Source organism: Prevotella sp. FD3004, from assembly GCF_000746155.1.
Taxonomy (GTDB): domain Bacteria; phylum Bacteroidota; class Bacteroidia; order Bacteroidales; family Bacteroidaceae; genus Prevotella.
In genome coordinates, this window is record NZ_JQKR01000013.1 from 94,142 (window position 1) to 119,462 (window position 25,321).

22 protein-coding genes are annotated in these 25,321 nt (G+C 47.1%); 10 read left to right on the forward strand and 12 right to left on the reverse strand.

Annotation, left to right across the window (positions count from 1 at the left end):
- The first annotated feature begins 65 nt into the window (after nucleotides 1-65).
- Entirely contained in the window at nucleotides 66-1,124 is a 1,059-nt protein-coding gene (pheS, locus tag T325_RS05080) for a phenylalanine--tRNA ligase subunit alpha (RefSeq protein WP_036911052.1), read from the forward strand.
- Between the two features lie 37 nt (nucleotides 1,125-1,161).
- Here pheS and T325_RS05085 read toward each other — a convergent pair whose 3' ends face one another.
- The 7 genes from T325_RS05085 to T325_RS05115 form a co-directional block, all read right to left on the reverse strand.
- Nucleotides 1,162-2,157 (reverse strand): NAD-dependent epimerase/dehydratase family protein, encoded by a 996-nt coding sequence (locus T325_RS05085; RefSeq protein ID WP_051949714.1) that lies wholly within the window; start codon nucleotides 2,155-2,157, stop codon nucleotides 1,162-1,164.
- A 38-nt stretch (nucleotides 2,158-2,195) separates the two neighbouring features.
- Nucleotides 2,196-2,432: a 2-C-methyl-D-erythritol 4-phosphate cytidylyltransferase gene (locus tag T325_RS05090; RefSeq protein WP_197051317.1), complete on the reverse strand. Its 237-nt coding sequence runs from the start codon at nucleotides 2,430-2,432 to the stop codon at nucleotides 2,196-2,198.
- A complete protein-coding gene (locus T325_RS05095; RefSeq protein ID WP_081911054.1) occupies nucleotides 2,393-2,845 on the reverse strand; it encodes a glycosyltransferase family 2 protein in 453 nt (150 codons plus the stop codon). The genes T325_RS05090 and T325_RS05095 overlap by 40 nt, the downstream gene beginning before the upstream one ends.
- Nucleotides 2,846-2,869: 24 nt before the next feature.
- Nucleotides 2,870-4,138, reverse strand: a complete 1,269-nt coding sequence (locus T325_RS05100; protein WP_036911055.1) for an ABC transporter ATP-binding protein — start codon at nucleotides 4,136-4,138, stop codon at nucleotides 2,870-2,872.
- Nucleotides 4,135-4,995, reverse strand: a complete 861-nt coding sequence (locus T325_RS05105; protein ID WP_036911057.1) for an ABC transporter permease — start codon at nucleotides 4,993-4,995, stop codon at nucleotides 4,135-4,137. Before T325_RS05105 ends, T325_RS05100 begins: the two co-directional genes overlap by 4 nt.
- Nucleotides 4,996-5,098: 103 nt before the next feature.
- The gene (locus T325_RS05110; protein WP_036911059.1) at nucleotides 5,099-5,992 is read right to left on the reverse strand and encodes a DMT family transporter; all 894 of its coding nucleotides are present in this window, start codon (nucleotides 5,990-5,992) and stop codon (nucleotides 5,099-5,101) included.
- Complete coding sequence (locus T325_RS05115) at nucleotides 5,989-6,453, reverse strand: hypothetical protein (RefSeq protein ID WP_036911061.1); 465 nt, start codon at nucleotides 6,451-6,453, stop codon at nucleotides 5,989-5,991. The genes T325_RS05110 and T325_RS05115 overlap by 4 nt, the downstream gene beginning before the upstream one ends.
- Before the next feature lie 107 nt (nucleotides 6,454-6,560).
- On the opposite strand from T325_RS05115, the gene ligA reads away from it, so the two are divergent.
- Nucleotides 6,561-8,585 carry an NAD-dependent DNA ligase LigA gene (gene ligA / locus T325_RS05120; protein WP_036911063.1) on the forward strand — a complete coding sequence of 675 codons (2,025 nt, stop codon included), beginning with the start codon at nucleotides 6,561-6,563 and terminating at the stop codon, nucleotides 8,583-8,585.
- Here the strand turns inward: ligA and T325_RS05125 are convergent, their stop codons facing one another.
- Together T325_RS05125 and T325_RS05130 are read right to left on the reverse strand one after the other, a co-directional pair.
- Nucleotides 8,586-9,587 (reverse strand): hypothetical protein, encoded by a 1,002-nt coding sequence (locus T325_RS05125; protein WP_036911065.1) that lies wholly within the window; start codon nucleotides 9,585-9,587, stop codon nucleotides 8,586-8,588.
- Nucleotides 9,588-9,632: 45 nt separating this feature from the next.
- Nucleotides 9,633-11,351: an LTA synthase family protein gene (locus T325_RS05130; protein ID WP_036911067.1), complete on the reverse strand. Its 1,719-nt coding sequence runs from the start codon at nucleotides 11,349-11,351 to the stop codon at nucleotides 9,633-9,635.
- A 149-nt stretch (nucleotides 11,352-11,500) separates the two neighbouring features.
- On the opposite strand from T325_RS05130, the gene T325_RS05135 reads away from it, so the two are divergent.
- From T325_RS05135 to T325_RS05150, 4 genes are all read left to right on the forward strand, one after another.
- On the forward strand, nucleotides 11,501-12,349 hold the full coding sequence (locus tag T325_RS05135) for a patatin-like phospholipase family protein (RefSeq protein ID WP_036911232.1): 849 nt from the start codon (nucleotides 11,501-11,503) through the stop codon (nucleotides 12,347-12,349).
- A 17-nt stretch (nucleotides 12,350-12,366) separates the two neighbouring features.
- Nucleotides 12,367-13,578 carry a serine hydrolase domain-containing protein gene (locus T325_RS05140; protein ID WP_197051318.1) on the forward strand — a complete coding sequence of 404 codons (1,212 nt, stop codon included), beginning with the start codon at nucleotides 12,367-12,369 and terminating at the stop codon, nucleotides 13,576-13,578.
- 92 nt (nucleotides 13,579-13,670) lie between these two features.
- Complete coding sequence (gene trmD / locus T325_RS05145; protein ID WP_036911069.1) at nucleotides 13,671-14,351, forward strand: tRNA (guanosine(37)-N1)-methyltransferase TrmD; 681 nt, start codon at nucleotides 13,671-13,673, stop codon at nucleotides 14,349-14,351.
- A 305-nt stretch (nucleotides 14,352-14,656) separates the two neighbouring features.
- Nucleotides 14,657-15,088: a DUF6078 family protein gene (locus T325_RS05150; protein ID WP_051949718.1), complete on the forward strand. Its 432-nt coding sequence runs from the start codon at nucleotides 14,657-14,659 to the stop codon at nucleotides 15,086-15,088.
- Nucleotides 15,089-15,280: 192 nt separating this feature from the next.
- Here the strand turns inward: T325_RS05150 and trpS are convergent, their stop codons facing one another.
- Both trpS and T325_RS05160 read right to left on the reverse strand, forming a co-directional pair.
- Nucleotides 15,281-16,372, reverse strand: a complete 1,092-nt coding sequence (gene trpS / locus T325_RS05155; RefSeq protein ID WP_036911071.1) for a tryptophan--tRNA ligase — start codon at nucleotides 16,370-16,372, stop codon at nucleotides 15,281-15,283.
- A gap of 117 nt (nucleotides 16,373-16,489) precedes the next feature.
- Nucleotides 16,490-17,341 (reverse strand): patatin-like phospholipase family protein, encoded by an 852-nt coding sequence (locus tag T325_RS05160; RefSeq protein ID WP_036911073.1) that lies wholly within the window; start codon nucleotides 17,339-17,341, stop codon nucleotides 16,490-16,492.
- Nucleotides 17,342-17,437: 96 nt separating this feature from the next.
- On the opposite strand from T325_RS05160, the gene T325_RS05165 reads away from it, so the two are divergent.
- The 4 genes from T325_RS05165 to T325_RS05180 all read left to right on the forward strand — a co-directional run bounded on the left by T325_RS05165 (nucleotide 17,438) and on the right by T325_RS05180 (nucleotide 23,844).
- Nucleotides 17,438-18,835: an aminopeptidase P family protein gene (locus tag T325_RS05165; protein WP_036911075.1), complete on the forward strand. Its 1,398-nt coding sequence runs from the start codon at nucleotides 17,438-17,440 to the stop codon at nucleotides 18,833-18,835.
- 34 nt (nucleotides 18,836-18,869) lie between these two features.
- On the forward strand, nucleotides 18,870-20,078 hold the full coding sequence (locus T325_RS05170; RefSeq protein WP_036911077.1) for a C1 family peptidase: 1,209 nt from the start codon (nucleotides 18,870-18,872) through the stop codon (nucleotides 20,076-20,078).
- Between the two features lie 152 nt (nucleotides 20,079-20,230).
- Nucleotides 20,231-21,952, forward strand: coding sequence for a single-stranded-DNA-specific exonuclease RecJ (gene recJ / locus T325_RS05175; protein WP_036911079.1), 1,722 nt, complete (start codon nucleotides 20,231-20,233; stop codon nucleotides 21,950-21,952).
- Nucleotides 21,949-23,844: a RecQ family ATP-dependent DNA helicase gene (locus T325_RS05180; protein WP_036911081.1), complete on the forward strand. Its 1,896-nt coding sequence runs from the start codon at nucleotides 21,949-21,951 to the stop codon at nucleotides 23,842-23,844. The genes recJ and T325_RS05180 overlap by 4 nt, the downstream gene beginning before the upstream one ends.
- Nucleotides 23,845-23,851: 7 nt before the next feature.
- Here T325_RS05180 and T325_RS05185 read toward each other — a convergent pair whose 3' ends face one another.
- Entirely contained in the window at nucleotides 23,852-25,303 is a 1,452-nt protein-coding gene (locus tag T325_RS05185) for an amidophosphoribosyltransferase (protein WP_036911083.1), read from the reverse strand.
- Nucleotides 25,304-25,321 lie beyond the last annotated feature (18 nt).

Genomic DNA, 25,321 nt, shown 5'->3' on the forward strand with positions numbered 1-25,321 from the left:
AATTCTGCATCATAATTCTCATTTTTTTTGTACCTTTGCACGCAAAATTGCAATTTTTACTGATTATGATACTTGATAAGATAGATGAACTCCTGAAAGAAGTACAGGATTTAAGCGCAAAAAACGCAGAGGAAGTTGAGCAGCTCCGACTGAAGTATCTGAGCAAGAAAGGCGAGATTACAGCCTTGATGAACGACTTCCGCAATGTTGCTGCCGATCAGAAGAAAACTGTCGGCATGAAGATTAACGAACTGAAGACACTCGCCACAGAGCGCATTAATCAGTTGCGCGAAGAGGTGGAGGCTGAGGAGGGCGGCGAAGAGGCTATCGACCTGACCCGTACTCCCTACCCCATTCAGCTCGGCACACGCCACCCGCTGACAATCGTTACCAATGAGATTATCGATATCTTCTCGCGTATGGGCTTCGTCCTAGCCGATGGTCCAGAGGTTGAAGACGACCTGCACGTGTTCACCAAGATGAACTTCGCAGCCGATCATCCTGCTCGTGATATGCAGGATACTTTCTTTGTATCGCAGCATCCCAACGATGTAACAAAGAACATCCTGCTCCGCTCTCACACCTCATCGGTACAGGCTCGTGTGATGGAACACTTGCATACAGAAGATGGCAAGTTATCTGAGCCTATCCGTGTCATCTGTCCTGGACGCGTATATCGTAACGAGGCCATCACGGCTCGTGCGCACTGTTTCTTCCATCAGGTAGAAGGTCTCTATATTGACAAAAATGTTTCGTTTACAGACCTGAAGCAGGTCCTGTTGTCGTTTGCCAAAGAAATGTTTGGTGCCGATACGAAGATTCGCCTGCGCCCCAGCTATTTCCCATTCACAGAACCCTCAGCTGAGATGGATATCTCCTGCTTCATTTGTGGCGGTGAGGGTTGCGGTTTCTGCAAGCATACTGGTTGGGTAGAAATTTTGGGCTGTGGTATGGTTGACCCCAACGTACTTGAGCAATGCGGCATCGACTCTAAGATTTACAGCGGCTATGCCTTTGGTATGGGCGTTGAACGTATCACAAACTTGAAATATCGTGTAAGCGACTTGCGAATGTTCTCCGAAAACGACACCCGTTTCCTCGAAGAATTCGAATCAGCTAACTAATATAAAAGCCTCACCAAATGGTGAGGCTTTTCTTTATCTATGCATTATATTCAAATACCCGTTTAATTCCTTCCGTAAGTGAAACCTCTGGTTTCCACCCTAAGTGTTCAATCGCAGTTGTATCTAAGGCTGTACGACGATAAGAACAATAACCTTTTTGCTCACCAACTGAAATTACAACCTGAATACCTTCTCTCTGCGATGCCAACAGTTTTGCCAGATTCCTTATACTGGTGGGTTCTGTCTCATTAGCCAAATTATAGGCCATTCCGGGAGCTCCATAAAAAAGTACAGTAAACATGCCCAATACGGCATCTGTTACATATAGGAAAGCACGGAGTGCTTCACCATTGCTTTTCAAGACGATATCACGCCCGGTCACCACATCACCCATCAAGTCAGCCATCACCCTTCCATCATTCTCCAACGTCATCGTTGGCCCATATGAATGAGCTATGCGAATGGTATTGAAACTCATGCCGTATTGCAGATAATAACTCCTCAACAAAGTCTCTGCAGCTCTCTTACTTTCAGGATAACACGATCTATCATCCAAAGTATCGAGAGTTCCAAATGCTTTCTCGTCCAGCAAGTCTGCCTCTTCGTTCTTACCATAGACCTCACGAGTCGAAGCAAATATCACTTTCGCCGTCTGCCAGTTACGAGCACATTCTAGTATATTCATCGTCCCCACCAGATTACACCTCATAATACCAACTGGGTCTGTATTGATAAAGTGCGGACTGGCATTCCCTGCCAGATGGAATATATAGTCAATCCCTCCTTCATACGCAATTGGAGCACAAACATCCTGAATCAGGAGACGGAAATAAGGTTTATCCAGATAAGAGCCAAAGAATTCTTCAGCCTTCTTGCGATTCCTGCAAAGTGCCACCACACGCACATCAACGCCACAATGCTCATGCAAATAGAGCAACAGCAGAGTAACATACGATGCCAACATGCCTGTAGCCCCAGTCACGAAAACCGTCTTTCCATCGAGTTGCCTCCAAGGCAGACTCGCCTCACCCATTCTTCGCAAGTCGTCTATAACAATCCTATTTATTCATGCTACAGTCCGAACACGACGCCCTCTTCCCTTGCCTCTATGATGGCACGAAACATAAAGCAGTCGGCAGGTGTCGTTATTTTAATATTCTCTACTGTTCCAAGAATCGTATTAAACTTATGCCCATAATACTTCATCATCGTACAGGTATCTATGAAATCGTGCTTTTCCTCTTTCAAAGCCCTCAGGTGGGCAGCCATCACATCACCCAGCCTGAAACACTGAGGAGCCCTGGCCACATAGCAATTCGAGCGGTTTGGAATAGACCAATCACCTTTATATCCCCTACAACAATATCATATAATTCCTCAACAAGCGGCGCCGTCAGTGTTTCAAAGCAGTCATCCGTAATCTCATCGTCACCATCCAGAAAGTAAAGATATTCACATGTTGCAGCATCCATTCCGATGTTACGAGCTACTGAAGGACCTTGATTGTGAGTAGCATGGATAATTTTGAAAGCAATAGGGCCTGAATATTCTGCAATAAGTTTCTCAACAACATCTATACTTTTGTCAGTTCCACAATCATCTACAAAGATACACTCGATTTTCCCCTCATACGTTTGACGCATGACACTTCTAACACAAGCCGCAACATATGGCTCTACATTGTAAACTGGAATGATAACACTGACTGATGGTTTATGCATATAGAGTTTATGGTAGTTTTTCGCTTAGACTGACTCCAGACCAATGAAACCTTCGGTAGAGAGCCTAAGGGGATGGGCATATGGCTCGTAGAAACCCTCGACGTGGAGGGTCTGGCAATTCTGAGCTTGGAAGAAATCCTGTACATGGGGCTCATGCAGATAAAGTGCAATGATATAATAACCATCTGCCAGATACTTAGGAAGACGGATATGTCGCTCAAAAGTAAACTCGCCAGGTTGGATATTACATAGTTGACCCGTATAACAACCTTCAATAAAACCTGCCAATGGCGTACCATCGAGTTTCTTGATAATCATACGCACCTCACATTTCATGGGTTCTTTGGTCGTACCCTTGATAAGTACATCGAGAACCTCTTGCCTTGGAGACAAAGATGTTGTAGTATAGGGTGTGTTATTAATCTGTATCTCGTTGATTTTCAAATAGCTTTTGCAATAGCCTATACAATCTGTCATCAGTTTCCTATTCTCTGTCTGGGTGGTAGCAGACTTCAGATAATGATCGATAGCCTCTTCTGCTGTTCCAATAAAATCGGTCATACCATCGCAGAGCACAATGCCCTTCTGACAAAGATTACGAACCGACGCCATATTATGGCTGACGAACAAGACGGTTCTACCCTCGCCTTTCGCCACATCCTGCATCTTGCCAATAGCCTTCTTCTGGAAGTCGGCATCTCCTACTGCCAGCACTTCATCCACCACCAGTATCTCTGGCTCCAGATGGGCTGCTACAGAGAAGCCCAAACGCACCTTCATACCTGAGGAGTAGCGTTTGACGGGGGTATCGAGGTAACGCTCACAACCAGAGAAATCAACAATCTCGTCGAGCTTGCGGGTAATCTCAGCCTTAGTCATACCCATGATGGCACCATTCATATAGATGTTCTCACGACCAGTCATCTCTGGATGGAAGCCAGTACCAACCTCAAGTAACGATGCGATGCGTCCACAAACGTTGATTTCGCCAATACTGGGGGCAGTCACTCGTGAAAGCAACTTCAACAGAGTACTCTTACCTGCACCATTCTTACCGATAATGCCCACCACATCGCCTTGCTCCACACTAAAATCGATGTCCTTCAGTGCCCATACGAAATCGCTTTCACCTTTCTTTGAACGGATGTTGGTCTCACCAATCTTCAGGAAGGGGTCTTCCTTACCAAGTACATTCATGGCCCACCAGCGACTGAAGTCACGACTGAAGGTGCCAGTAGAAACCAGTCCCAAACGATACTGCTTACCTACATGATTAAACTCAATAGCCTTCATACAGTATCCATGAAATTGCGCTGCACCTTATTGAATATCACAATACTGAACAGCAGTAAAACACTCATAAACAGAAAACTATAGCCAAGGGCGAGCCATGAGAAATAGCCTTGACCCAAAGTGGCATATTTGAAGGCTTCGATGATCGACGTCATCGGATTAGCCAGAATCAGTGTGCGAAGTGAACTCTCTTCTACCATACTCAAGGGATAGACAATAGGTGTGGCATACATCCAAAGCTGGACGATAAAAGTAAAGAGTATCGTAAAGTCGCGATACTTAGTGGTCAGCGATGAGATTAGGATGCCAAAGCCAAGACCTAGGCCTGCCAGCATCACAACAAATACTGGTGTGAGCAGGATGGCCCAATTAACGGCAAGGTCTGCACCATTAAAAAAGAAATAAAGATACATCACCACGAACAAACCAGCCTGAATGGCGAACCTGAGGAGATTGGAAATCACCACAGCGATAGGCACTACCAAACGAGGGAAATAAACCTTGCCGAACATGTGCTGATTAGCCGTAAATGTGGACGACGACTGATTCAGACAGTCTGCGAAATAGAACCAGCAGATGTTACCTGCCATATAGAAGATGGCTTGGGGAATCCCGTCTGTACTCATCTTGGCAATACCACCAAACACTACCATGTTCATAATTACAGTGAGGACGGGTTGTATCAAATACCACAAGGGACCAAGTATGGTTTGTTTGTACTGTACCACGATGTTTCTCCTGACAAATAACTCCGTCAGGTCACGATAGCGCCAGATTTCGCCCAGATCGATATGCCACAGCCTTTCATGGGGCCGAATCCGCATGGTCCAGTATTGCTTCTGTTCTTTTTTTCTCATCTCTGATTACCTCATTTATAGTTAAGGCGCTGCAAAGGTAATGTAAATTGAGTAAAAAACCAAATTTTTAAATAAGGAAATGGTTCCGACACTTGCCTTCAAGCTAATCTTTCGCCGTTACTACCGTTACGATGTAGGCACTTAGCAAAACCAAAACACCTGCTACGGGCTTATCCCATGTAAAAACGTCCTGACCTAACAGAATAGCAACAAACGATGCGATAACTGGTTGCAGATTGGTGTAGATACTCACCGTGGTGGCCTGCAAGTACTTCATAGCAAATGGAATCAGGAAATAGCCGAGGGCCGTTGCGCATAAAACAATGAAGAGCATTTCGGCAACGCCATCCCATCCCCAAGATGCTGTATAAAGCGCATTGGCCGAAAGTTCAGGAATAGCTATAGGTACTGTAACGATAGCAGAGATGAGAAAAACATATTTCATCTGCGTAACAGGCGAATACTTCGAGGCTACGTTGCGGGTTATTATCAGATAGACAGCCCACGTGAGGACACTTAGAATAGCCAGCGAGATACCTATCAGATCGTTTTTCCCAGAACCCTGAGACTGGCTCATCAGTACCATTAAAACAGCTCCCACAATACCTAGAAGAACGCCCAGAGATTTCATGGGCGTAATCTTTTCGCCAATGGTCAGTGCAGCACAAAGCATCACGGCTACAGGCGTCAGCGCAGCTATGAGTGAGAAGTAAACAGGACTGGTATAATCGAGCGCCCAAGCTGTAAGCGTCTGGGAAATTACAAATCCCATCAAACCGCCTATCAGGATTGTAATCAGGTCTTTACGCTCCACATGCTCCTTTGGAAGAAATGCAGCAATCAGCCAAAATACCAGACAGGCGCCCAATGAGCGCGAAGCCATATAACCCATCGGAGTAACCCACTCGTCGAGCAACAGTTTGGTGACGGGTACGCCAAGTCCGAAAATTGTGTTTGCAAAGAAGATAGCGCTATGCGCCTGCAGTTTTTTGTTCATAATCTATGGTTGTAAAAATCTAATCGTTCACGAAGTGTCATCTTGGCAAACCTCCGCCATTCTGTAGCAGAACCGTCATGCGAGAGATAATCAGGCTCATTCATTCTATGATAAGCCTCCATCTCAAAGGGATTCAGCAGATAGCCGGCATTCCTGAGTTTCCTACACATGGAAAGGGCCCGCAACCAATACCACATATACAATAGGTAGAAACGTAGCCAGGAGTCGCCACACGACTGTGCTTGCCTCAGATGTATCATCTCATGATTCTTCATGGCTGAGAAGCCGCTATTAAAAGCATCAGCCTCTTGTTGTGTGGGTGTCAGGATCTTACCGAAGAATGTTAACCCCTCGTAGCCCTTACGAAGCCAGAAGGTATTAACAACAGCCGGCATGTCGGCAACCCTACTTGGTCGCACAGCACGCCACATAATCGGTATCACCTGAAACATCATCCACATAACGACCGCAAAGTTACAAAAAAAATAAAAAGGGGAAAAAATAAAAAGACAAAAGTTGTGATTTCTCTTTTTTTTCGTAAATTTGCAGGCATTAAATAAGAAATACAATGGATGAGATCAGACGCATAGAGCAACTTCGTCAGGAATTGCACAAGCACAACTACAGATATTACGTTCTAAACCAACCTACGGTTGGCGATCAGGAGTTCGACTTCATGATGCATGAACTACAGGACTTAGAGGCTCGTCATCCTGAGATGGCCGACCCAAACTCCCCTACCCAACGTGTAGGGAGCGACCTGAATGAGGAGTTCCGTCAGGTAGAGCACAAATACCCCATGCTCTCACTAGCCAACACTTATAACGAACAGGATGTGGCCGACTGGTATGAGAGTGTGAAGAAAGGACTGGCTGGTGAAGACTTTGAAGTGTGCTGCGAGATGAAATACGATGGTCTCTCCATCTCTTTGACTTATGTTGATGGCAAACTGATACAGGCCGTAACTCGTGGTGATGGTGTGCATGGCGACGATGTGACTACCAATGTAAAGACAATCCGTAGTATTCCCCTAGTGCTAACGCCACCTGTTGCCAACGACCGGTTTGCAACCCCAAGCTATCCTCGCGAGTTCGAGATACGTGGCGAGATCCTGATGCCATGGGCTGTATTTGAACGTCTGAACAAGGAGCGCGAGGAAGCCGAGGAGCCTCTCTTCGCCAACCCTCGCAATGCCGCCAGTGGTACACTGAAAAGTCAGAAGTCAAGTTTAGTTGCCAGTCGTCAGCTCGATGCTTACCTTTATTATCTGTTAGGCGAGGAGTTGCCTGCCGATGGACATTTCGAGAATCTGGAAGTAGCACGTTCATGGGGGTTCAAAATCAGCGAGGGCATGAAGAAAGTCAAGACCCTGCAGCAGATTTACGACTTCATCAACTATTGGGATACGGCGCGCAAGAACCTGCCTGTAGCTACCGATGGCATTGTACTGAAAGTAAACTCTCTGCGCCAACAGCGCGCCTTAGGCTTTACCGCCAAGAGTCCACGCTGGGCCATTGCCTATAAATTTAAGGCTGAGCGTGTGTGCACCCGTCTCAATGAAGTCACTTATCAGGTTGGCCGTACCGGTGCTATCACCCCTGTAGCCAATATGGATCCTGTGCAGTTGGCAGGCACCACCGTGAAGCGCGCCACACTGAATAATGAGGACTTCATCCGCTCGTTCGACCTGCATATCGGAGATTACGTCTATGTTGAGAAAGGCGGTGAGATTATTCCCAAAATCGTTGGTGTAGATGTAAACCAGCGCCCCATCATCGCCCAACCTGTAGAGTTCATCAAGCGCTGCCCTGAATGCGGCACACCATTGGTACGCTATGAAGGCGAGGCTGCCTGGTATTGTCCTAACGACACGGGGTGCCCGCCACAGATTAAGGGGCGTATCGAACACTTCATTGCCCGTAAGGCTATGAACATCGATTCACTGGGTCCTGAGACTGTCGATGATTTCTATCGTCAGGGACTCATCAAGAACATCGCAGATCTTTATAAGATTGAGGTGCAGCAGATCAATGGCGATGGCAGCCGCACCAAATCAGCTCAGAGAATCGTGAACGGCATTGCCGCCTCAAAGCAAGTACCTTTCGAACGAGTGGTCTTTGCCCTTGGCATCCGTTTCGTAGGTGAGACATCGGCGAAACTGCTAGCACGTCATTTCAAGAATATCGATTCCTTGATGAATGCCGGATTGGAAGAGTTGCAGGAGATTGAGGGCATCGGTGAGGTGATGGCCAAGAGTATCATCACCTATTTCCACGATGAGAAAAACATTGAAATCGTTGAGCGCCTGAGAAACTACGGTCTGCAGATGGAACTATCAGAGGAACAGACTGCCCAGACGAGCGACAAGCTGACAGGACAGAGCATTGTAATCAGTGGTGTCTTTACTCACCATAGTCGTGATGAGTATAAGGCTATCATCGAACAAAATGGTGGCAAGAACGTTGGAAGTATCTCTAGCAAGACTTCATTTATCCTTGCTGGAGAGAATATGGGTCCCTCGAAACTCCAGAAAGCTGAGAAATTAGGTATTAAGATTGTGAGCGAAGAAGATTTCCTATCTATGATAGAATAATCAGTCCTCGTCCCAATAACTGATGGTGCGTGTCTGGTTAACTTTCATGGTCTGAGGTCGCTGACCTTTCTCCCAATAGGTCAGGGTCAGTTCGTTCTTAATCCAGTTACCGTTGTCATCGCGTTCCTCTATGCTGTTTTTCATGTTGATAGACATGATGCACTCGTTCTGCTTATCGAACACCTTCTTGCTTTGCTGAGTCATCTCGCCATCATCATTATATTTATACTCGTTTATTACCTTCAGCCCCGACTTTGTGTTTGTTAGTGTCTGTCTGCGCAAATTGCATTCGTCGTCATATTCATAGGCTATCACGCTCTTCTCACCTGACGCTTCCATCTGTGCAGCCTCAGTGATATAACCCGCGCCATTATACTTTCTGTCTATCAAGTCAACACCCTCAAGTTTGCCCCTTTCATCGAAATGCAGAATGGCTTCCTCACCCACAGGATTCTCGGTAATTACCTCCTGTATGAATCCCTTCAGTCCCATATTGGCAGCATCTTTATAATAAGGTGCCATATTCAGATAGAAATAGGTTATTGTGTGGCGTCCTTCCGCATCAAGCGAAGTGGACTGACGAATATAGCCATAATCGGTCATCGTATGAAGCGAGCCGTCACCCTTCGCCTTGAAGTTACCCCACTCACGCTGGAGTTTACCTAACAGATATTTCTGGTTGCGGTCAAAAAGTTCACGAGTCCGATATGGTCCGCATTTTACCGTCACATCCGACAACAGACGGGTTTTCTCATTAACGGTCACCATCAATTTAGCATCCTTGATGCCGTAGAAGTCACCTTTAAAATAATAGGTATCAGGATCATCGCCTTCAGACTTCACCTGCTGGAATCCCGCAGCCTGCAAAGTTGGTATAAACACCGAGTCGGTCCCCTCCAAGGGCACATCCATCAGCGTCATACACTTCACGTCACTGACTGCCTGCCCCCAAGCAAAAGCAGTCACCAACAGCATCCAGAATAACAGTCCAACCTTTCTCATTGGGTGCAAAAGTACAGATAATAATCCAATTATCTTTCTTTTTTATCAATTTTTAAAATAATCGCTCAGAATTATCCACTCCGAATAATTGTACCCGGCCTCTGTCAGCGAGTTTTTGTAATGTGGATTCAGTAGCGTATGGCCTAGTCCCCGCCACTCAGAATCAATGTTGAGGATGTCGAGAATTGTGGTAAACACATCGAGTTGGTTGCACTGGCCATGCCATGCCTCATCGTTCGAGAAACCGCCATTAATGATAAATACAGGCAGTTCGCGCTCATTGATAATCGGCGGTAATTCCAACTGGTTTTCCGACACATGATGGTCAGCGACGATTACAATCAGCGAACTGTCATACAGTCCCTTTGCTTTCAAACTGTCAAAATAGCGTTTAATCTGATTATCCGTATAATGACAGGCATTCAGATAATAGCCGAATTCTGATGGCTCTACGCCGACAGTAGCCGTAAACTCATTGTCGATATTCTCGATATATGGCTTGTGCATCGAAAAAGTGAGGACCGTCGAGAAGAATGGCTGACTGCTCTGCGAATCCACGGAATCAGCCAATGCCATCACCTGTTCATCAGAAAGGAACGAACCATGAGACTTCGGGTAATCATTTCTCGAATAAAGTTTTTCTATCCCGTATGCCTTACACATGGCATCCTGACTCCACATCGCCGCAGCCGTTGGAATCACCATCCGTGTCTGCATACCTCTCTGTCGTTTCAGTATGGCAGGTAAGGCAGGCATTGTATTGCGCTTCGCCTTAGTGATTGAGATTTGGCATCTTAGAGGCAATAATCCCATCATGTATATCAACTGTCCGTCTGACGATTCACCGCCTTGGATATTCGAGGTCATGTGACCATTATAATAAACAGAAGAATCGCGGGCCAACGAATTGAGGAAAGGAGTTACCTCCTGATTGTCTATCTTCATGTCTACTGAAAACGACATATATGACTCCACCAATAGGATAATCACGTTCTTAATCTCCGAATTAGCATGATGTCCACTCACCTGCATAGGCTTCAAGCGATTAATTTCATGCTTAATTTCCAACTTCTTTTCTTCTGTGAGTTTATGAGTGCCAAACTTTTCTTCGATGAAAGCAAATGCCATGCATCGCATTGAACCACGCTGGAAATTGGTATACACAGGCTGACACGTATAGCGCCACGTACGGAACAGTTCGTAGTTAATATCCTCTACATAGGCTTTCATACTGAATGTCGGCTTCAGTACCCAGTGTGATGCCAGTCCTAATAAGATGACCGAAAGAATTCCTACCACACAATATTTGAGCGACTTCAGTTTCAATCTCATATCGGGAATCTTCCGATAGAGAACTATTGCCAATACCAAACTCAACGCAAAATACAGGTCGCCCCAGCGAAAGCCGTCAATAAGACTACGAACTACGACAGGATCGGCCAGACTATTACTCTCGCTAAACGCCGAATAAGGAATATACTGAAAGAAGAAGCGGGAATAAACAATATTCGAGAATGCCCAAAGACATGTAACGACCGTAGTAAGAAATGCGCCGATGCGTAATCTCCCCAAGGATGCTAATGTAAAGAGTAAGACCAGTAGCACCACCTCTATCGTCACAAAACAGAAATTATCCACATAATCTACTGGCACCATCGGCTTTTCCACATCACATGTCATGATGATTGTATAATGCATCACCAGCAGGTTCAGAATACATAGTGCTTTAAAAAAGCACACATACTTATTGGTTAAAAGATTCATCTCAATATTATAGATTTTGGTTGCAAAGATACGAATATTTTTTGTATCTGCAAAAAAAATCGTAACTTTAAGCAATGCTCGAAGTGCTCACGTTCGGAATTATCCAAATAAATTTGGTATTTCCCTCACTTATTCGTAACTTTGTCCCCATGAAAAAGGGATTGGTACTTGAAGGCGGCGCCATGCGCGGGCTCTTTACGGCAGGCATCATTGATGTGATGATGGAGGCAGGCATTGAACCCGATGGACTCATTGGCGTATCGGCGGGAGCAGCTTTCGGCTGTAATTATAAGTCAAGACAACCTGGGCGCGCCATTCGATATAATACGAGGTTTGCCCGCGACAAGCGTTACTGTAGCTGGCAATCACTGCTCCGTACTGGCAATCTCTATAACGCTGAGTTCGGCTATCACATCATCCCCACACAATACGACATCTTCGACAACGAGGCTTTCGATAAGAACCCTATGGCCTTCTACGCTGTCTGCACTGATGTACTGACAGGTAAAGCCATCTACAAGAAACTGGAAAAAGCCACTCCCCTCACCTACGACTGGATTCGCGCATCGGCCTCTATGCCGCTGGCATCAAAGGTCGTTGAATTAGAAGGTCTGAAGGTGCTTGATGGCGGCGTTGCCGACTCCATCCCCCTTGAGTACTTCGAGCAGATTGGCTATGACCGCAACGTGGTGGTTCTTACGCAGCCAGAGGGCTATGTCAAGGGGCACAACCGCCTGATGCCGTTAATGCGCATCGCACTGAGGAAATACCCCCTGATGATTGAGGCTCTCGACAAACGCCATATCATGTATAATCAGCAATTGGACTATATACGTCAAGCAGAGCAAGAAGGTCGCTGTCTCGTCATTCGTCCGAAGGAGAAACTACGCATCGGACACATCTCTCACGACCCGGAAGAGATGCGCCGCATTTATGAGTACGGAAGAGTGGTTGGAAAAGATTATATAGAACATATTAAAGAGTTTTATACAATATGAGGACATGTCACTTTATTATGAGAAAAAAGCATCTTACCGGTATAGTTTTACTTAGCTCTCTCTGCATGGTCATGCATTCATGTTCCATTATAAGAGGACTCCGTGCCGATGGCCAAAGCGGGCCACATATATATAGTTTTGAGCATCATGCCCACGACACCATTACCAATGGGACACAGGCATTCCAATTCCCTTATGCAGAGAAACAGGCAGTTTGGATTGACACACTGCATTTTTTCAACCAAGCCCCTCGGTATCATAACATCACATTACAGAAGGCATTGGCAGGAAAAACCGATACACAAGGTATCCTTATCATTCAAAACGACAGCATCGTCTATGAGAAATGTTTTGGTGATATCTCTACCGACAGGCTGGCAACCATATTCTCGATATCGAAATCCATCACTTCCTTATTGTGTGGAATTGCCGTCGACGATGGTTTTATCAAAAGTGTGGATGATGCCGTGACAGACTATCTGCCAGAACTGAAGAAGAAAGACCCTATGTGGCAAAAGCTTACCATCCGACATTTACTCAACATGCAGAGCGGACTGGACTTTGATGACACCTATTCCCTTCGGATAAAGTATCTGAAGCGACTCAATGCGATGGCGAAACTGAATTACGGCCATAATCTGAGAAAGCAGATCCGGCAACAGAAATTCCGTTGTGCCCCTGGTACAGAATACCGTTATGAGAGTATGACAAGCCAGATTCTCGGTGTGGTCATCGAACGAGCCACAGGAAAACGCTATGCCGACTATCTCAGTGAAAAAGTGTGGAGACCATTGCAGATGGAGTCGCCAGCCACTATCAACATCGATAGCCACAAGCATGACCTTGCTCACGCTTTCGGCGGCATATCTACCACCATGAAAGATTTGGCAAAGCTTGGACGACTCTACCTTAATCGTGGCATGTGGAATGGGAAACGCATCGTCAGTGAAGACTGGATACGACAATCCACCGAATATGACAATGATAACCACGGCTATCACTTCTGTTGGTATAATACAAGCAGTATCGGAGCCGAAAAGCCTCTATACCCAGGCTTCTACGCTCATGGCATTCGCGGACAAGTGCTATACGTCAATCCCCACAACCAACTCATCATGGTTAGAATAGGAAAACATGACAACACCTATGCCTCCATTCCTTATCTCTTTGAGCAACTTAGCGACTCGTTCTCTGGAGAACTTCCGAGAATAGGCGAAAAGTCCAAATAATCATCGTTTTTCACCATAAAATAGAAAAATAGTTGTAACTTTGCAGCGAAGATAGAGGGATATATTATAACAACTTAAGATTATTACGCAAAATGAGAATAGATATTATCACCGTGTTGCCCGAGATGATCGAAGGCTTCGTCCATGAGTCCATTCTGGCACGTGCAGAGAAGAAAGGACTGGCAGAGATACGCCTGCATAACCTCCGTGACTACACTCTCGACAAGTGGCGTCGCGTTGACGATTACCCTTATGGCGGTTCTGCCGGTATGGTGATGCAGTGCGAACCTATCGACCGCTGCATCACGGCCCTCAAGGCTGAACGCGACTACGACGAGGTCATCTTCACATCGCCTGATGGCGAACGGTTCGACCAACACATGGCCAACGAACTCTCGCTGAAAGGCAACCTCATTATCCTTGCGGGCCACTACAAGGGCATCGACCAGCGCGTGCGCGATCACCTCATCACCAAAGAGATCTCTATTGGCGACTTCGTACTGACGGGGGGCGAACTCGTGGCAGCCATGATTGCCGACGCCATCGTCCGTGTCGTGCCTGGGGTGATTGGTGATGAACAGAGTGCACTCTCCGACTGTTTCCAGGACGATATCCTCGCCGCTCCCATCTACACACGTCCTGCCGACTACAAAGGATGGAAGGTTCCAGACATTCTGCTGAGCGGCAACGAGGCGAAAGTCCGCGAATGGGAATTTGAGCAAGCTATGGAGCGCACACGCCGACTCCGCCCCGATCTCCTGAAAGACAAATAACTGCGATTTTGACTTGTATTCATGTTCTCATAAGTTAAAAACGTTATATTTTCATAAATCGGGATTCTGATAACGGCTATAATCAGCCATAACCCGACAATTAGACTTCATGGCCTCGTAACTTTGCAACTGCGTTGCCGAGACCTCGCCGGCCGTCTCCGTAGGGAGCCTAGGGGGAGTGTAACCCCCTCTTAGGCCCCTTATATAAGGGGGGCCAAGAGAGGGGTATACACAACACTCCCCCTGGATCCCGGAGGAGACGGCCTCCACCAAGTCTCGGCTGGCAGCAGAAAAAAACGAAAGGCATGAATATGATCAATTTCAAAGAAGTACCAGACCATTATCTGCTCTGTATGAAGGAAGACTGCCCGATGGCAGATCACTGCTTGCGCCAGATGGCCATGCATGTACTAACCAAGCACGACAAGGTTGTTAAGATTGCGAATCCGCTACTGACTCATCCCTCCGAACGGTGCAAGTTCTACCGTCCTGATGAGCCTCAAGGCTTCGCCAGAGGCTTCGCAGCCATGCAAGAAAAGATGCTACCTCATCAGTACAGTGTCTTTATGAAATGCCTCCAGCAACGATTTGGACGTACCGGGTATTTTGAACGCAGACGAGGAGACAGACTTTGTTCGCCAGATGATATTAAAGCAATTAAGGCCTTACTTGAGAAAATGGGGCTACAACATCTGGAATTTGAAGCTTATGAACTACACCATAACTGGAACGACTGACCATAAGGATAGTCTCTAAGAGCAGTACAGACGTTCCGTACTGCAGTATTCCGACACTTGTACTACGGTATGTCCATATCTGTACTATGGTATGCCCTATTCCGTACCATAGTAGTACCTTTCCCGCACTACAAGAAAGTAACGATTCATCGTATCAAAAAAGAATCCCAGCCACTTGGCTGGGATTGGTCTTTATTTGTTTGCGAAGCGCTCCGCTTGCTGGCGGATGAGTTCAGCATCGTTGAAATAGTCGATACGCATGGCTTTACGGACCTCATCCATGGTCTGAGCCCCGACTTCACGAGCCTGCTCCGTACCTTTCTTTAATATATTATATATTTCAGGGATGTCTTTCTCGAACTCGGCACGACGAACACGCATGGGCTCCAGGAACTTGTTGAGCACCTGATTGAGGAACTTCTTGCACTTCATGTCGCCAAGGCCACCACGACGGTAGTGATCTTTCAACTCATCAAGGTTCTGATACTCTGGCAGGAACTCCTTGAAGTCGTCATCGCATGAGAAAGCATCGAGATAGGTAAATACGGCATTTCCTTCTACATGACCGGGATCGTTGAGGTTCACATGCTCTGGATCGGTATACATAGAGCGTACCTTCTGCCATACATCATCAGCAGAATCTGAAAGGTAGATACAGTTGCCTAATGATTTCGACATTTTCTCCTTACCATCGGTACCTGGCAGGCGACGAGCTGTAAGGTTCTCGGGCAACAAGATGTTGGGTTCAACGAGCACGGGAGCGTAGATCTGATTGAAGCGACGTACCAACTCACGGGTCACCTCGAGCATAGGCTCCTGATCCTCACCTGCAGGAACGGTAGTGGCCTTAAACAGAGTGATGTCGGCTGCCTGAGATACAGGGTAGCAGAAAAAGCCGAGAGGGATGCTCTCACCTTCGAAGCCACGCATCTTCACCTCTGTCTTCACAGTAGGATTGCGCTGTACGCGACTTACCGATACGAGGTTCATCAGATAGGTGGTAAGTTCTGCCAGTTCAGGAATCTGACTCTGGATAAACAATACGCACTTCTCTGGATCAAGACCTGCTGCGAGGTAGTCAAGAGCCACCTCTATGATGTTCTGACGAATTTTCTCTGGATTATCTGCATTATCGGTCAATGCCTGAACGTCGGCCATAAACACGAACATACGATCAAAGTTACCTTCGTTCTGCAACAGGACACGGCGGCGAAGTGAGCCTACATAGTGCCCTAAGTGGAGTTTGCCGGTGGGACGATCACCGGTCAGAATTACTTTTCCCATTGTATTTTAATGTCTGTTATTTCAAATTTGGCTGCAAAGATAATAAAAAAAAGTAAGAAAGCAGAAAGGTAAATAAGGTAAATCGTCATTTGCCGTGCGTTTTTTTTCTTTTTTACCTTATTTTCCCTTTTTTATCCCTAAGCAGAATCGCTCGCCTACATCAAAGCCTTCTTCATAGAGGGCTTCAAGTTTCTCTACATCACGACAGATGCGCTCAACCTCCATCGGGCGTTCAGGACGAATGCAGATAATCTCGCCCCAATCCTCCATCCGCTCTATGAGATCAAGCTGCTCATTATAGACTTTCACATGATGGCTCAGAACAACACGCAGACGAGGATACTCCTTGTAGAGAAAACGAGGAATTTTGAAGTCAGGTTCACTAGAACGGAAGCCACGATTTCTGGTGAGTATCACGACGTTAGGCGAATAGCCTTTATCAATGGCTCGCGCCACAGGAATACTGTCAACAATGCCGCCATCAAGCATCGGGATACCATCAACCTCAGTAATCTGAGCTACATAGGGCAGCGAACTCGACGCCTTGACAATAGCTGTCAGTCGCCGTGCATCGTTTTTCTCTGAGAGATATTCTGCACGCCCCGTAAGACAGTTAGTAGTCACCACCTCGTATGTCGCTGGATTATTCCTGTAAGCCTCATAGTCGAAAGGTACGATCTCATTAGGAAAGCGCTCATAGAGGATGTTGGGGTCGAAGATGCTGCCTTGGGTGAGCAGACTCTTCAGCGATATATAGTCATACTTACGCAGCATATCGATATTCGAGTACCGGGCCCTACGAGGCTGACAACTCATATACGACAGTCCGTTGCATGCACCTGCCGACACAGCAACCACATATGGAAAGGTTAAATCGTACTTCATAAAAGCATCGAGTACCCCCGATGTAAACACGCCTCGCATGCCTCCACCTTCTAACACAAGTCCAGTTTTTCTGTCTATCTGCATAAATATTGCAAAAATTTGCCGCAAAGATACAGCTTTTTGAAGAATAATATGTAACTTTGCCGACAATTTGACGAATAATAACGAAAACATTGACAAATGTTCAACAAAGAAACTTATATTGATCGACGTAAAGAACTGAAGCAGCTCGTTGGCGAAGGCATCATTGTTTTGTTTGGAAACAATGAGTCTCCAGCAAACTATCCCGCCAATGCCTACGCTCCCATGCGACAGGACTCCACGTTCCTTTATTATTTTGGACAGCACCGCGACGGGCTGGTAGGTGTCATTGATATCGACAATGACACAGAGATAATCTTTGGTGACGATATCGACGTGGAAGACATCGTGTGGATGGGCTTCACCCCATCTGTAGCCGATCTGGCTTCAGAGGTAGGTGTCGGCAATACAGCTCCAATGGCGGAACTGAAGACGCTTTGCAACAAGGCAAAGGGGCGCACAATCCATTTCCTGCCTCCCTATCGTTTCGATACAAAGATTCAGATCATGGACCTTTTGGGCATCCATCCCGCCCAGCAAAAAGAGGCCGCTTCCTTGAAGCTCATCAAAGCCGTAGTGAAGATGCGTGCCACGAAGAGTGCCGAGGAGATAGCATATATCGATGCTGCCTGCGACGTGGGTTACGTGATGCACACCACAGCCCAATTGCTTATCAGGCCTGATGTGACAGAACGTTTCGTGGCAGGTCAGGTGGACGGCATCGCCCGCAGTCTGGCTCAGGGAAACAGTTTTGCCACCATCTTCTCACAGCATGGTGAAATCATGCATGGCAACCCCTCCGATGCTAAGTTAGAAGCGGGTCGTCTGGCACTTTGTGATGCAGGTTGCGAACTCAACGACTATTGCTCAGATCATACCCGTACCATGCCTGTGTCAGGTAAGTTCACCCAGCGACAACTCGACATCTACTCTATTGTAGAGGCCTGTCACGACTATGTATTTGAGGTGGCTAAGCCCGGTGTAAAGTATGCCGATGTACATTTCGCCGTATGCCGTCTGATGACGGAGCGACTGAAGGAACTCGGACTGATGAAGGGCGACGTTGACGAGGCTGTCGCTGCCGGAGCCCACGCCATGTTCCTGCCTCACGGATTGGGACACATGATGGGTATGGACGTACACGATATGGAAGGACTGGGACAGATATATGTTGGCTTCGATGAAGAGACACGCCCCAATCTGGAGCAGTTTGGTACCAATTGTCTACGCATGGGGCGCAAGCTGGAAGAGGGTTTCGTTGTAACCGACGAGCCAGGCATCTATTTCATCCCCGCCCTGATAGACGAGTGGAAGGCCAGCGGACACTGCAAGGAGTTCCTGAACTTCGACAAACTAGAGACATACAAGGACTTTGGCGGTATACGCATCGAAGACGATATTCTGATCACGAAAGACGGCTGCCGTTTCCTCGGACAGAAGCGCATTCCTTATCACCCCAAGGATCTTGAGGCTTTTATGGAAAAGAACAATTACTAAACAATACAATTGAAACAATAGTAAGATTAAATTTATGAAAAAAACTCTGACACTCGCACTCGTGGCCATGATGGCTCTCAGTGCATCGGCTGCCAAGAAAAAGGCACCCGCAAAAGACGCTAACAAGCCCGTCTTTACTATCATTAAGGAGAATCCTATCACAAGCATCAAGGACCAGAACCGTTCGGGTACCTGTTGGGATTACTCTACCCTTTCATACTTCGAGTCTGAGATTCTGAAGGCCACGGGTAAAACCTACGATCTCTGCGAGAGCTTCGTAGCCAACAAGACCTATCTGGAGCGTGCCATCCAAGTGGTTCGCTATCATGGTGACTGCCAGTTCGCTCAGGGCGGAAGTGCCGAAGACGTACTCGCCACATTGAAGACTCATGGTATCGTTCCTGAGGGAACCATGCCTTTCCCTGGCTCTCTGTATGGTGATTCTCTGAACAACTTCAACGAGTTCTTCGGTGTGCTAGAGCCATACGTTGCCGCTATTGCCAAGAGCGATGCCAAGAAAATCAGCAATGCCTGGAAGAACGGTATGCAGGGTATCCTCGACGCCTACCTCGGCAAGTGCCCTGAGAAGTTCACCTATGAGGGCAAGGAATATACACCAAAGACCTTCATGGCTTCACTGGGCATCAACCTCGACGACTACGTAAGCATCACTAGCTATACCCACCATCCCTTCTACACCACTTTTGCCGTAGAGGTACAGGACAACTGGCGCTTCCCACAGAGCTACAACGTACCTATGGACGAGATGATGCAGATTATCGACAACGCAGTAAACGAGGGTTACACCGTAGCATGGGGCGGTGATGTTTCTGAGGACGGCTTCACCCGCAAGGGTCTGGCATACGCTGTTGACAGCAAAAAGACACAGCAGAGCCTCAAGGGCAGCGACATGGCAAAATGGCTGAAGATGACCGCCACTAAGAAACGCGACATCATCGACTCTCTGGGATGCACTGTTCCTGAGATTGTCGCTACACAGGAGTTGCGCCAAGAGCGTTTCGACAACTGGGAGCTGACCGATGACCATGGCATGCTGATCTACGGTGTTGCCAAGGATCAGAATGGTAAGGAATATTACATGGTAAAGAACTCATGGGGTGAGACCGGCGACTACAAGGGAACCTGGTATATGACCAAGACCTTCATTGCCGCAAACACAATGGATTTCCTCATCAATAAGAATGCTATCCCAGCCGAAATCCGCAAGAAGCTCGGCATCTGATATCATATAAAATAGGTAAAAAACGGCATAATCTGTTAAAAAATGAGCAGATTATGCCGTTATTTCATTTTTTATGCTTACCTTTGGGCGCTATATTGGGTTATTGTACCCATTTGCCACCAAAGCGATAAGAATAAAAAATAAATATATTAATGCATTTCAAATGGAATTACGAACCACCTACATCAGAACGACAGACGGCGGCTAAAGAGCTGGGAGAGAAGATTGGGATGAGCCCAATCCTCGCCGACCTGCTTATTCAGCGTGGCATCAAAACGGAGAGCGCAGCCAAGCGATTCTTCCGCCCGATGCTAAACGAACTGATAGATCCGTTCCTGATGAACGACATGGACGTGGCAGTAGACAGACTCAACGATGCCATGGGGCGTAAAGAGCGCATCATGGTGTACGGCGACTACGATGTCGATGGATGTACGGCGGTAGCTTTGGTGTACAAATTTCTACAGCAGTTCTATTCCAACATGGAGTACTATATCCCCGATCGCTATGAAGAGGGATACGGTATCAGCAAAAAAGCGTTGGACTATGCGGCTGAGAAGAGTATCAAACTGATTATTGTGCTCGATTGCGGCATTAAGGCAATCGACGAAATCGCCTATGCCAAGAGCTTAGGTATTGATTTCATCATCTGCGATCATCACGTGCCCGATGATGAACTGCCCGAGGCTGTGGCTATTCTGAATCCCAAGCGCGTTGACTCAACCTACCCATTCAAGCATCTGTGCGGATGCGGTGTGGGCTTTAAGTTCATGCAGGCCTTTGCCAAAAACAACGGCATTCCCTTTTCACGGCTTATCCCTCTACTCGATTTCTGTGCTGTCAGCATCGCTGCCGACATCGTACCTATCATGGGCGAGAACCGTATTCTGGCTTTCCACGGACTAAAGCAGCTGAACACTGCGCCATCAGTGGGACTAAAGTCGATTATTGAGATTTGCGGTCTTACAGGACGTGAGATTACCATGAGCGATATCGTTTTCAAGATTGGTCCACGTATCAATGCGTCGGGACGTATGCAGAACGGTACAGAGGCTGTAGACTTGTTGGTAGAGCGCGACCTTGAGAAGGCGCTGGCAGAAGCTAACCACATCAACGAATATAACGAGCAGCGTAAGGATGTGGACAAACAGATGACAGAAGAGGCCAACCAGATTGTAGCTAAACTTGAAAGCCAGAAGCATCATGCCAGTATCGTGCTTTACGATGAGAACTGGAAGAAAGGTGTCATTGGTATTGTTGCCTCTCGCCTGACTGAGCTTTATTACCGTCCGACGGTAGTACTCACCAATTTCAATGGTGTTGCCACAGGCTCAGCGCGCAGTGTGGCTGGCTATGATGTCTACGATGCCATCAAGAGTTGTCGCGATCTGCTCATAAACTTCGGCGGACACACCTATGCCGTAGGTCTGTCATTGAAGATAGAAAACATCCCTGAGTTCCGTCGCCGTTTCCAGAAATACGTCATGGAGCATATTCAGCCCGAACAGACCGAAGCGACTCTCGATATCAATGCCGTTATCGACTTCAAAGATGTCACCAAGAAACTGCACAACGACCTGAAGAAATTTGCACCTCACGGTCCCGACAATCCGAAGCCGCTTTTCTGCACTCGTAATGTCTACGACTATGGCACCTCAAAGGTGGTTGGTCGCCAGCAGGAACACATCAAGCTGGAGCTTGTCGATTCCAAGTCGAGCAATGTTCTTAACGGTATTGCTTTTGGACAGAGTGCTGCTGCGCGCTATATTAAGTCGAAACGTTCGTTCGACATTGTCTACACCATCGAAGACAACATATACAAGCGCACAGAGGTTCAACTGCAGATTGAGGATATTCAACCCTCGGAAGAGTGAACTATCAAGAGATACTGAAACACTATTGGGGCTACGATGATTTCCGCGGTATTCAGCGCGAGATCATCGAGTCCATAGGCAGTGGTCACGACACGCTGGGACTTATGCCCACAGGTGGAGGCAAGAGTATTACCTTTCAAGTTCCGGCATTATCAATGGAGGGGACCTGTGTCGTCATCACCCCGCTTATCGCCCTGATGAAAGACCAGGTTAATAACCTGCGACGTCGAGGCATTCGTGCTGCAGCCATCTACTCGGGTCTTACTCGCGAGGAAATCATCATGACCCTTGAGAACTGTATCTTTGGCGATATCCGTATTCTCTACGTGTCGCCTGAGCGTCTCTCCTCAGACCTCTTTCAGACAAAACTTCGCCATATGAAGGTCAGTTTCATCACTGTCGACGAAGCGCACTGTATCTCGCAATGGGGTTATGATTTCCGCCCTTCATACCTTGAAATAGCAAAGATCCGCAAGTTCCTGCCAAATATCCCCGTACTGGCACTTACTGCGACAGCCACCCCTCAGGTTGTCGATGATATCCAAGACCGTCTTTCCTTCCAAGAGAAAAGAGTCTTCCGCATGAGTTTCGAGCGAAAGAATCTGGCCTATGTGGTACGCCGTACAGCCGACAAGCGCGAAGAACTGCTCCATATCCTCAGCAGCATGAAAGGTTCGGCCATTGTCTATGCACGCAGCCGTCGCCGCACAAAAGAATTCTCCGACCTCATCAACGAGGCAGGCATCTCTGCCACTTTCTATCATGCCGGACTCGACAGCGTTGTGAAAGACGACCGCCAGAAAGCGTGGCAAGAAGATAAGGTACGCGTGATGGTAGCCACCAATGCCTTTGGTATGGGTATCGACAAACCCGATGTCCGACTGGTTGTGCACATTGATTGCCCCGATAGTACAGAAGCCTATTTCCAGGAAGCCGGACGTGCTGGTCGAGATGGTTTTAAGGCCTATGCCGTGCTGCTTTACAATGATTCCGACAAACGTAAACTCGAGAAACGTATTGCCGACACCTTCCCAGAAAAAGACTATATCCGTGAGATCTACGAACATCTGGCCTATTATTATCAGATTGGTGCTGGTTCGGGCTATGGTCATACTTTCGAGTTCAACATCGATAAGTTCTGCCACACCTACCGACATTTTCCCATCCAAGTAGACGCTGCCCTGAAAATTCTCACACGTGCCGGCTATATCGAATATACCGAAGAGCAAGACAACCAAGCTCGCGTGATGTTTACCCTCGACAGGAACGATCTCTATCGTTTGGAAAGCAACACGCCCAACGAAGAAAAGGTCGTCACAGCACTTTTGCGTAACTACGGTGGACTGTTTACCGACTACAACTACATCGACGAGGCATTTCTGGCTTCACAATGCGGTATACAGCCACATCAGGTTTACATGATTCTAAAGAGTCTCAGCCAGCGCCATATCCTACACTTCATTCCCCAAAAGAAGACACCTTATATCCGCTATACACAGCGACGCGAAGATAAAGAGCATATCCTGTTGATGCCTGCCGTCTACGAAGAGCGTAAGCACCAGTTTACCCTGCGTATCCATGCCATGCTCAGCTATGCCACCAATGACAGCATTTGCCGTAGCCGACAGCTGCTTCACTATTTTGGCGAGGAGAATAGTCACGATTGCCATCAGTGCGACGTATGCCTGGACCATCATAAGAGTGCAGCATCAGAGCCCCGTCTCAACGAAGCCATGACGCAGATTCTTTCTCTGCTTGACGACGGGAAGCCCCACCCCATTACAGACATACGCGACATCCAGTTGCCTACTGCAGAACTGGATGCCGCGCTCGAATATCTCTTCAAAGAAGAGATTATCCGTCAGGAAGACGGTATGCTCTTAAAAGTCTGAATTTTTATTAGAACTCGATTTTCATCTGACGCTCATCTTCCTTGTCGTGCTCATGACAATAGCTTGAGCCATCGAAACAGTGTGTACAGACATGACACTTCTCCATACCTATCGACTTAATCAAGTCTTCCAACTTAGCGAATTTCAATGATGTCAGGCCCAGACGCTTGGCAATCTCATCAACCATACGCTTATATTCAGGAGAATCTGTCTGTGCATATTTCTCCAGATTCTTCTTGTCATCACCCTCAAAGTCCTTGATGATACGACGTGTAATCAGTTCCATGTCGCTCTTCGACGAGGTAAAGCCGATAAACGGGCAACCATATACCAATGGCGGACATGAGATACGACAGTGAACCTCCTTAGCACCATACTCGAAGAAGGTCTTAACGTTATCCTTCAACTGCGTACCACGAACAATAGAGTCGTCGCAGAACACCACACGTTTGTCTTTCAGCAGTGCCGGGTTTGGTATCAGCTTCATCTTAGCCACCAGTGAACGACGTTCCTGATTGCCAGGTGTAAACGAACGAGGCCATGTAGGTGTATATTTCAGCACGGCACGCTTATAGGGTACGCCCTTACCCTCTGCATAACCCAATGCCATGCCAACACCTGAGTCGGGCACACCGCAAACGCAGTCCACATCCGTATCATCCTGTTCACCCATCATCTTACCATTCGTCTCACGCACATTCTCAACGTTGATACCATTGTAGTCTGATGCGGGGAATCCGTAGTAGACCCATAAGAACGAGCAAATCTGCTCACGTTTGAAAGGCTCCTGCAGCACCTCCATCTTATCTGCTGTCAGAAGTACTATCTCTCCAGGCCCCAAGTCTCTCTCACGATGATAGTCAAGGTTCGGAAAACTCGTAGTCTCACTCGACACGGCATAAGCTCCCTCTTTCTTACCAACAACAATTGGCGTACGTCCCAAGAAGTCTCTTGCGGCAATGATACCCTTTTCCGTCAGAATCAGCATCGAGCAAGAACCTTCAATCTTCTTGTACACCAGATTGATGCCCTCAACAAAGGTGCGTCCCATGTTGATGAGCAATGCCACCAACTCCGTCTGGTTGATGGTATTGGCAGAATATTCGCTGAAGTGCATTCTGCGATCCAGCAATTCCTGAGCTATTTCTTCCAGATTATTAATCTTCGCTACTGTCACTACAGCATAGCGACCCAAGTGTGAATTCACGAGTATTGGCTGTGGATCAGTATCACTGATCACACCTATACCTTGGTCGCCTGAGAACGAGTCCAATTCATCTTCGAACTTAGAGCGGAAATAATCACGCTCAAGATTGTGAATCTTACGACTGAATCCCTTTTCCGTGTCATAAGTTACCAGTCCTGCTCGCTTTGTGCCAAGGTGAGAGTTATAGTCTGTGCCGTAGAACAAGTCGTTCACGCAGCATTTCGTGGAGATGGTACCAAAAAAGCCTCCCATACGTTATCCTTTTCTTTC